At 67.0% G+C, this 8723-nt stretch carries 5 protein-coding genes, 1 pseudogene and 2 riboswitches; all 6 genes and pseudogenes read left to right on the top strand.

Annotation, left to right across the window (positions count from 1 at the left end):
• Positions 1 to 54: 54 nt before the first annotated feature.
• Positions 55 to 262: riboswitch (cobalamin riboswitch) on the bottom strand.
• 59 nt (positions 263 to 321) lie between these two features.
• Positions 322 to 531, top strand: a riboswitch (cobalamin riboswitch).
• A gap of 195 nt (positions 532 to 726) precedes the next feature.
• The 6 genes and pseudogenes from EDF56_RS14545 to EDF56_RS14520 all read left to right on the top strand — a co-directional run bounded on the left by EDF56_RS14545 (position 727) and on the right by EDF56_RS14520 (position 8456).
• Complete coding sequence (locus tag EDF56_RS14545) at positions 727 to 1314, top strand: hypothetical protein (RefSeq protein WP_132388672.1); 588 nt, start codon at positions 727 to 729, stop codon at positions 1312 to 1314.
• Positions 1311 to 2621, top strand: coding sequence for a cobyrinate a,c-diamide synthase (locus EDF56_RS14540; RefSeq protein ID WP_132388670.1), 1311 nt, complete (start codon positions 1311 to 1313; stop codon positions 2619 to 2621). Before EDF56_RS14545 ends, EDF56_RS14540 begins: the two co-directional genes overlap by 4 nt.
• 33 nt (positions 2622 to 2654) lie before the next feature.
• Positions 2655 to 4391 (top strand): sulfotransferase, encoded by a 1737-nt coding sequence (locus EDF56_RS14535; RefSeq protein ID WP_132388668.1) that lies wholly within the window; start codon positions 2655 to 2657, stop codon positions 4389 to 4391.
• A 210-nt stretch (positions 4392 to 4601) separates the two neighbouring features.
• Positions 4602 to 5339, top strand: a complete 738-nt coding sequence (locus EDF56_RS14530; RefSeq protein ID WP_132388666.1) for a GntR family transcriptional regulator — start codon at positions 4602 to 4604, stop codon at positions 5337 to 5339.
• A 7-nt stretch (positions 5340 to 5346) separates the two neighbouring features.
• A pseudogene (locus EDF56_RS14525) lies at positions 5347 to 6394 on the top strand (SIS domain-containing protein).
• Between the two features lie 268 nt (positions 6395 to 6662).
• The gene (locus EDF56_RS14520; RefSeq protein ID WP_243652605.1) at positions 6663 to 8456 is read left to right on the top strand and encodes a DUF885 family protein; all 1794 of its coding nucleotides are present in this window, start codon (positions 6663 to 6665) and stop codon (positions 8454 to 8456) included.
• The last annotated feature ends 267 nt before the right edge of the window (positions 8457 to 8723 follow it).

Genomic DNA, 8723 nt, shown 5'->3' with positions numbered 1-8723 from the left:
CTGTCGTTGCGCGAGGAAAAAGCCCCCTCGTTCACCCGGCACACCCTGTCCGGACGAAGAACGACTGCGTCAGGCAGGTCTCCTGGCTTGCGGGTCAATGCCGTCTCGGCCGCCTTCTCAGAATCCTGCCAAGTCAATGGCTTCGGCTCCAATGGCGAAATGGCCGCACGGCTCGCCGCTCACAGTTGCAGGGGCAGCCCGGGTCTTGAACCCGTGTTCCCTTTTGATCCTCTTGCGAGGAACCTGTCGCGGCGCGGCAACTATCGTGCGGGCGCCCCGCTGGCAAGTGCCCGAAGCTTGCGCGCGCCCGCGAAGTGCCATAGGTCCGCCCCTGCAAAGGGTGCCCGAGAGGGCTTAATCGGGAAGTCCGGACCTGCGGGGAAACTCGCGGGACATGCCGGCACTGCTCCCGCAACTGTAACCGGGGATGCGCCCCGCCACGCGCCATTGGGACCGGACGGTTCCGAGAAGGCGGCGGAAGGCGCGACGATCCGGGAAGTCAGGAAACCGGCCCCTTGCCGTCGTTCCTCTGCGCGGGCGGGATGCACCGGGCGGACGAGGGCATGGTTCCCGTAGCGGGAAGCATCCCTGGCGAGACGACAGTCGAAGTCGTGTCGAAAGGAGCCTGCCAGAGTGACACCGATCCGCTGATCCTCTCGCCGGGGCGATATCGCCCGAGGCCTTTCCTGCACGCCTTTCCCCAACCGCCTTGGGAGATCCCAGACCATGAACCGTTCCGCCAATCCGCCATCCGCCCGCGTCAGCCTCTTCGTGTTTGCCGCGCTCGCCGCCGTCATGCTGGTGACGCGTACCCACTCGCTGAGTCAGGTCGTCCACTTGCCCGACACCGATCTTGCCAGCTTCTTCGTGCTTGGCTTCTTCGTGCGGCGTTTTGCCGGGTTCGCCGCGCTGTTCGCGCTCGGCTATGCGATCGACATCGTGGTGATCTCGGTGCTGGGCGGCTCCGGATTCTGCTTTACCCCGGCTTACGCGATGCTGGTCCCGGCCTATGGCGTGATGTGGCTTGCCGGGCGCGTGGCGGCGGCGAAGCTCGGTGACCGCCTTGCCGCCCTGCCTGCCATGGCCGTGCTGCTGATCCCCGCCACTTTCGTCTCGCACTTGCTCTCGAGCGGCGGGTTCTACTTCCTCGGCGGCCGCTTCCCCGATCCGACGCTGGCCGGGTTCCTCCCGCGCATCGGGCGCTATTTCCCGACTACCTTGCTCTCCACGCTGCTGTGGTCGGGCATTGCCGCCGCGCTCTGGGCACTTGCCGTGACCCTGCGCCCGGCGCTGCACGCGGAACGCCGCAAGTGACCGCCTGCCCTGCCCTGCTGGTCGCCGCGCCCGCCTCGGGACAGGGCAAGACACTCGTCACCGCCGCGCTCGCCCGCCGCCATGCCCGCGAAGGGCGGCGCGTACGCGTGTTCAAGTGCGGACCCGACTTCCTCGATCCCATGATCCTCGAAGCGGCGAGCGGCGCCCCGGTGCATCAGCTCGACCTTTTCATGGTGGGCGAGGCCGAATGCCGCGCCCTGCTCTACGAAGCGGTGTGCGAGGCGGACCTGATCCTTGTCGAAGGGGTGATGGGCCTGCACGATGGCGATCCCTCCGCCGCCGATCTCGCGCGGCGCTTCGGCCTGCCGGTGCTCGCGGTGGTAGACGGATCGTCCATGGCGCAGACTTTCGGTGCGCTCGTTCATGGCCTTGCGACCTATCGCGCGGGCGTGAACCTTGCCGCCGTGCTCGCCAACCGTGTGGGCAGCCTAAGGCATTCGGACCTGTTGGAGCAAAGCGTACCCAGTGACATCCGCTGGCTGGGCGCACTGGGCCGAGACGCTATGATAGGCCTGCCCGAACGGCACCTAGGGCTGGTGCAGGCGGGCGAAGTGGCCGACCTTTCCGCCCGGTTGGACCGGGCGGCAGATCTGCTGCCGGAAAGCGCGCTCTGGCTTCCGGAGCCTGTGACCTTCGCCGCGCCGGTGGACATGCCCCCGCCGCCATCGCTCACCGGCAAGCGCATCGCCATTGCCCGCGACGAGGCTTTCGCCTTTATCTACCCGGCCAATCTCGCATTCCTCGAAAAAGCAGGCGCGCAGGCCGTGTTCTTCTCGCCGCTGACCGACGCGGCCCTGCCCGCATGCGATGCGCTCTGGCTGCCGGGCGGCTATCCCGAACTGCATCTGGAGCGCCTTGCCGCCAATGCCCCGATGCTGGCCTCGATCCGCGCGCATCACGCCGCCGGTCGCCCGATCCTCGCCGAGTGCGGCGGCATGCTCTATACGTGCGAGACGCTGGATGACGGCAAGGGCACCCGCGCCGCCCTGCTCGGCCTGCTCCCCGCCTTGGCGACGATGCAGCCCCGGCTGGCCGCTCTGGGAATGCAGGAGGCCGAGATCGACGGCCATCCTGTGCGCGGCCATACGTTCCACTATTCGACGCTAGAAACCGCGCTCTCCCCGGTGGCCAATGCCGCCACGCCCGATGGACGGCCCGGCGAGCGCGTGTTCCGCCGTGGGTCGCTGACGGCCAGCTACATGCACCTCTACTTCCCCTCGGGGCCGGAGCTGATGGCCGCTCTCTTCACCGATACCGCCTTGAAGCCAGCCTTAAAGCCCGGTTGACACCGCGCCTCGCAAGCGCCCTAAGCTGCCGGCATGTCCGCCGATATGCAGACCATTGCCGATGCCCGACAGGCCCTGTCCTCGGGCGATCTCTCCCGCGCCGAGGCGCTGGCCGACACGGCCCGCGCGGAGCCCGCGCTGGCACTCGACGCAATCGAGGTGCTGGCGCTGGCCGCCAAGGCGCGTGGCGCGGACGACCGCCACGAGGCCCTGCTGCGCGAGGCTATCGCCCTCGTTCCCGAGAGCGCCTGGCCGCGCGACGCACTGGCCGAGGAACTGCATGGCACCGGCCGCCTGCACGAGGCCGAGACGGTCCTGCGCGAAACGATTGCCGCCCAGCCCGACAATCCCGACGCCCACACGCGCCTCGGTCATATGCTGGGCGAGCGCGACGAACTGGTCGAAGGCGCGCATCACCTGTCCGAAGCCATCCGCATTGCCGGGCGGCAGCCCCAGTTGCTCGCCGATCTCGGCCGCAATCTTCAGCGTCAGGGCCGGCTCGTCAAAGCTGCCCCTCTACTGGAAGAAGCCGTGCAGGCCATGCCCGAAGCGCTGCCGCCGCTGCTCTGGCTGGCGGAGTTGGAGGAACAGGCCGGCCGTTTCGACCGCGCCGCCGCTCTGCTCGACCGTGCCGAGCCGCTGGCGCTGCGGCAAGGCACCGACCTGACGCTCCAGCGCGTGACATTGCTTTCGCGCACGGCGGATTGGCCGAAAGGCCTCGCCATGCTGGAAGCCGAACCCGAGCCTTCCGGCGCCGCCCTGCTGCTGCGCGGTCGCCTGCGCGACCGGGCTGGGCGCAAGGCCGAGGCCTGGGAAGACTTCGTCGCGGGCAAGGCCGCGCTCGCCCATGCCGCCAGCCGCAGCTATCCGGCCCGCGCGGTGGGCGAACTGGTGGCACAATGGCGGGACTTCTTCACGCCCGAGCGCTTCGCCGATTTCCTGCCCGCCCCGCGCCGCAAGGGGGTGCCGCAACCGGTCTTCATCCTTGGTTTTCCACGCTCCGGCACCGCGCTGATCGAACAAGTGGCCGCGAGCCATTCCGAAGTCCGCGCGGGCGGCGAATTGCCCTTCGGCCGCGAACTGGCGGACAAGGCGGCCTTGTGGACTGCGGGTGCTTTCCCCCGCCACGCCGAGGCCGTCACCGAGGAACAGCGCGACACGCTGGGCGTGCAACTGCGCGACCACTACCTCGCCCTTGCCGAGCGCCACGGCCTGCTGCGCGATGGCGCAACGCTCTTCACGGACAGGATGCCGCTGAACGAGCTGTACCTGCCGCTGTTGCAACTGGCGTTCCCGCAATCACCGGTGGTGGTGGTGGCCCGCGATCCGCGCGACGTGATGGTCTCGGCGATGGGCCATGACTTCACGCACGGCTTTTCCTGCGGCTACCGGATCGAAGACCTCGCACAGCACTATGCGCGGATGGAGGAACTGACCGGGCACTGGCTGGAAAGCCTGCCGGTCCCCGCGCACGAACTGCATTACGAGCATTTCGTGGCCGATCAGCACGCCCAGACCGCAGAGCTGATGGCGTGGCTAGGGCTCGACATGGAACCGGCGCAGCTTGAATTCCACACCTTCGTCCATCACAGCCCGACGCCCAGCCACGCGCGCATTCGCGAGCCGCTCAACACCCGGTCGATTGGGCGCTGGACGGGCTATGCGCGGGAACTCAATGATGTGCTGCCGGTGCTGGCCGAGGCCATCGAACGCGGCGGTTATGCGGCCCCCGATGCCAACGCGCACGAGAGCGGGCCGACAATCAACTGAGCCCTTCCGCGCCGCGTGGAACCCTGCGCGCCGCCATGCCCAAAGGCCATCGATGCCCGTTCCCGCCCCCGGGGAGCGCTCATCCTGCTCACGCATTAGTAGTACAAACTTAATACCAAAATTTGCCTATCCGCAAAATCCATGATTTTTGGTATTGAAGTGGCATTGTCCTTTGCCGTAGAAAACGGCCACTGAATGGAGACAAAGGCAATGTTCGTCGATCGCGTCGGCCGGCTTCCGGAGGGGGATACCGCCCCGCTCTACCGGCAATTCGAGCGCCTTTTGCGCCAGGCGATCGAGCACCAGGTCCTCCTGCCGGACGAAGCACTGCCGCCCGAGCGCGACCTTGCCGCCGCCTACAACCTTTCCCGCGTGACCGTACGCAAGGCGCTCGACGGCCTTGTCGAAGCGCGCATGCTCACGCGCCGTCAGGGGGCCGGCACCTTCGTTGCGCCGCGCGTCGAGAAGAACTTCGCGGCGATCTCCTCGTTCACCGAAGACATGCTGTCGCGCGGCCGCGCGCCGCACAGCCGATGGATTTCGCGCGCCGAAGCGGTGGTCTCGCCCGAAGAGGCGATGGCGCTGGGGCTGAGCCCGGGCAGCACGGTCTATCGCTTCACCCGCATCCGCTATGCGGACGGCGTTTCGATGGCGCTGGAATCGGCCACGGTTCCGGCCTCCTCGCTGCCTTCGCCCGATGCCGTGGAGGATTCGCTCTACGATGCGCTGGGCGATGATCGGCCCGTCCGCGTGCTCCAGCGCTTCCGCGCGGTGCTGTTCACCGACGAGCAGGCCGCCCTGCTCAAGATCCCGAAGAATTCGCCGGGCCTCGCCATCGAACGCCGCGGATATAATGCCGAAGGGCGCCCGGTGGAGCTGACCCGGTCGTGGTATCGCGGCGACGCCTATGACTTCGTTGCCGAACTCAATGTGCCTCGCGCCGGATAGCAGGACCATGATCGACAATCCTGAAACCACCCTGATGTTCGCCGAAGCCGCCGAAGCTGCCGAGGCCGTGGCTCGTCAGCGCGCCCGCAACGCCCCTGCCCTTGCCGCGCTGGCCGAAAGCCTGCGCGCCGCCCCGCCCCGCGCAGTGGCGACACTGGCGCGCGGCAGCTCTGACAATGCCGCCACGCTCGCCCGCTATCTGGTCGAGACGCAGCTAAGGCTGCTGACCACTTCGGTCGCGCCTTCGGTCAGTTCGGTCTACGATTCCCCGCCCGACTATGCCGAGACGCTGATGATCGCGATCTTCGCAATCCGGCCGCAGCCCGGACCTGATCGCCGCCGCCGAACATGCCCGCGCGGGCGGCGCGCGTCTGATCTCACTGGTCAACGACGAAGCCTCGCCGCTGGCGACCGATGCCGAAGTGCTGCTGCCGCTCTGCGCGGGGCCGGAGCGTTCGGTTGCGGCGACGAAGTCCTACATCACCAGCATTGCCGGCATTCTCGACCTGATCGCGGCGTGGAGCGAGGACGCGGACCTCACCGCCGCGCTGAACGCATTGCCCAACCTGCTCGCGCAGGCCTGGCAGCTTGACTGGACGCCGGCGCTCGAACCGCTGCGTGAGGCGCGCAGCCTTTTCGTCGTTGCGCGTGGCCCCGCGTTCGGCGTGGCGCAGGAAATGGCGCTCAAGATCAAGGAGACCTGCGGTTTCCATGCCGAGGCCTTCAGTGCCGCCGAAGTGCGCCATGGACCGATGGCCATCGTCGAGAACGGCTTCCCGGTGATCCTGCTGGGTCAGGACGACGAATCGAACGAAAGCGTCGCCGCCCTCGCCCCGATGTTTGCCGAGCGCGGTGCCACCGTGATCGGCGCGGGCGTCGGCCCGAGCATCGGCAATTTTCCCGGCATCACCCTGCCCACGCTCACCGCGCATCCGATGCTCCAACCGGTGCTGGCAGCGCAGAGTTTCTACCGCCTTGCCAACGCCCTTTCGGTCGCGCGCGGCCGCGATCCCGACAGCCCGCCGCACCTCGCGAAAGTGACCCGTACTCTTTGACAGGGCCGGTAGAGGCCGAGGAAAAAGTCCGCGCCCGGAATGAGGCGGTTATCGAGCGTCTTAACCACCGTCCGCCAAGAAGATGCGGCCGCACAACGGGTTGTATGGTCAACAAAATCAACCTTGCCGCCCCCGTCTTCGAACCGCGCCTCCACTATGTATTTTGATACATTTTTTGTTCTCCCGCAGGGGCAAATGCTCTGCTACAGGGGCGCCGAACTAGATATCGTATATTTTCATAAGATAGACGAAATCCCGGGAGTCACGCTTGTCCACGTCCGTTTTCCGCCTCGCAACCGCCATTCTGCTGGCAGGCGCGGCGCTTCCTTGTCACGCTCAGGCGGCGACTCGGGCAGCGGCCCCGTCGCCTGACGCCGGCGCAACGGCCGACGCGCGCTTCAAGGCGATCACCGACAAGGAATGGGCCTGGCGCAGCGAGCAACTGGGTGAGGACGACGACGGCCCGGGCCATTTGCGCGCGCATCTACCGGACGTAACCCCCAAGGCCCAGGCCGCGCGGCTCGCTTATTGGCAGGACGTGCGCAAGCAGGTCGCCGAGATCCCCGCCGACCAGCTTTCGCCCGCCGTGCGTATCGACCAACAGGTCTACCTCGTGCAGATCGATGCGCTGATCGCCCAGCAGCAGTTCCGCGAGTGGGAAAAGCCGCTCAATTCGGACTCCAGCTTCTGGAGCGATCTTGCCAGCGTTGGCCGCCGCACGTTCTCCAGCGAGGACGAATACCGGCGCTACATCGCGCTGATGAACGAATTCCCGCGCTATTTCCACGACCAGATCGCCAACATGCAGGCCGGTCTGGCGCGCGGCTTCACCTCGCCGCATGTCACCTTGTACGGCCGCGACGATTCGATTGCCTCGGTGGCCGATAAGGCGGCCGAGGACACGGCCTACTTCGAACCGTTCAAGGCGATGCCGGCAACGATCCCCGCCGCGACGCAGGCGGAACTGCGCGAGGCAGGGCTCAAGGCGATCCGGGAATCGGTGATTCCCGCGCACAAGGAACTGCTGGCCTACGTACGCGGCAAGTACATTCCCGGCGCGCGCAAGACGCTCGCCGCCGAGGCCTTGCCCGACGGCAAGGCTTACTACCGCTCGGTCATCAAGGAATACGCGACGACCGACATGAGCCCCGAGCAGATCCATCAGCTCGGCCTGTCGGAAATGGCCAAGATTCGCGCGGAAATGCTGGAGACCATGAAGGAGGCGAAGTTCGATGGCGACTTACCCGCCTTCCTCGAATTCCTGCGTACCGATCCGCAATTCTACGCCAAGACCCCGCAGGACCTGCTGGACCGTGCCGCCTGGACCGCCAAGGAAGTGGATCGCAAGGTCGGCCGCTTCATCGGCCATCTGCCACGCCAGCGCTTCGGCATCATCCCCGTGCCGGCGGATATCGCGCCGTTCTACACCGCCGGTCGCGGCGGCCCGGGCGTCTACCTCGTCAACACTTACGACATGCCGAGCCGCCCGCTCTATTCGCTGCCGGCGCTGACGCTGCACGAATCGGCACCGGGCCACGCTTTCCAGATGCCGGTCGCCGCCGAGAACAAGGATCAGCCTGACTTCCGCCGGGGAACGTACATCTCCGCCTTCGGCGAAGGCTGGGCGCTCTATTGCGAACGCCTCGGCACCGAGATGGGCATCTACCAGACGCCTTACGAGAAGTTCGGCATGCTGAGCTACCAGGCCTGGCGCGCGGCGCGGCTCGTGGTCGATACCGGCGTCCACCACTATGGCTGGACCCGCGAGCGGGCGCAGCAGTACCTCTACGACAACACCGCGCTCTCCAATCACGAGATCGAGACCGAGGTGGACCGCTACATCGCGTGGCCGGGGCAGGCGCTGTCCTATTACCTCGGCGAAATGGCCATCATGGACGGCCGCCACAAGGCCGAGGCCGCGCTGGGCCCCAAGTTCAACATCCGCGCCTTCCACGACACGGTTCTGGCGCTCGGCTCGGTGCCGCTGCCGGTACTGTCCGCGCGGATCGACCAGTTCATCGCCGAAGGCGGCAAGGGTCCCTATCCCGACGAGGAGTCCTGACGATCACGAGAGGGGCGACATCGATTGCCCCCCGGATCAGAAGAGCCCGACGGGTCGCAAGGAGGGGGCGGGAAACCGCCCCCTCCGTTTATTTCAGGGTTGAGGGTGAAGGTCCGGTCCAGCCGCGATTACAGAAACCCAAGCCCCCACAGTCAAAACGCTCCGTCAGCCCAAAGCACTCCGTCGCCCCCGCGAAGGCGGGGGCCCCGCTATCTTTCTCGCCACGTAGCCAAGAAAAGCGGGGTCCCCGCCTACGCGGGGACGACG

Origin of the sequence: Novosphingobium sp. PhB165 (assembly GCF_004341845.1) — a bacterium.
Taxonomy (GTDB): Bacteria; Pseudomonadota; Alphaproteobacteria; order Sphingomonadales; family Sphingomonadaceae; genus Novosphingobium.
This window is presented reverse-complemented; position numbering and strand designations above follow the sequence as displayed.

Coding starts and splice junctions, on each gene's coding strand:
- EDF56_RS14530 (WP_132388666.1), top strand. CDS start 4,602: ATGTTCGTCGATCGCGTCGGCCGGCTTCCGGAGGGGGATACCGCCCCG.
- EDF56_RS14535 (WP_132388668.1), top strand. CDS start 2,655: ATGTCCGCCGATATGCAGACCATTGCCGATGCCCGACAGGCCCTGTCC.
- EDF56_RS14545 (WP_132388672.1), top strand. CDS start 727: ATGAACCGTTCCGCCAATCCGCCATCCGCCCGCGTCAGCCTCTTCGTG.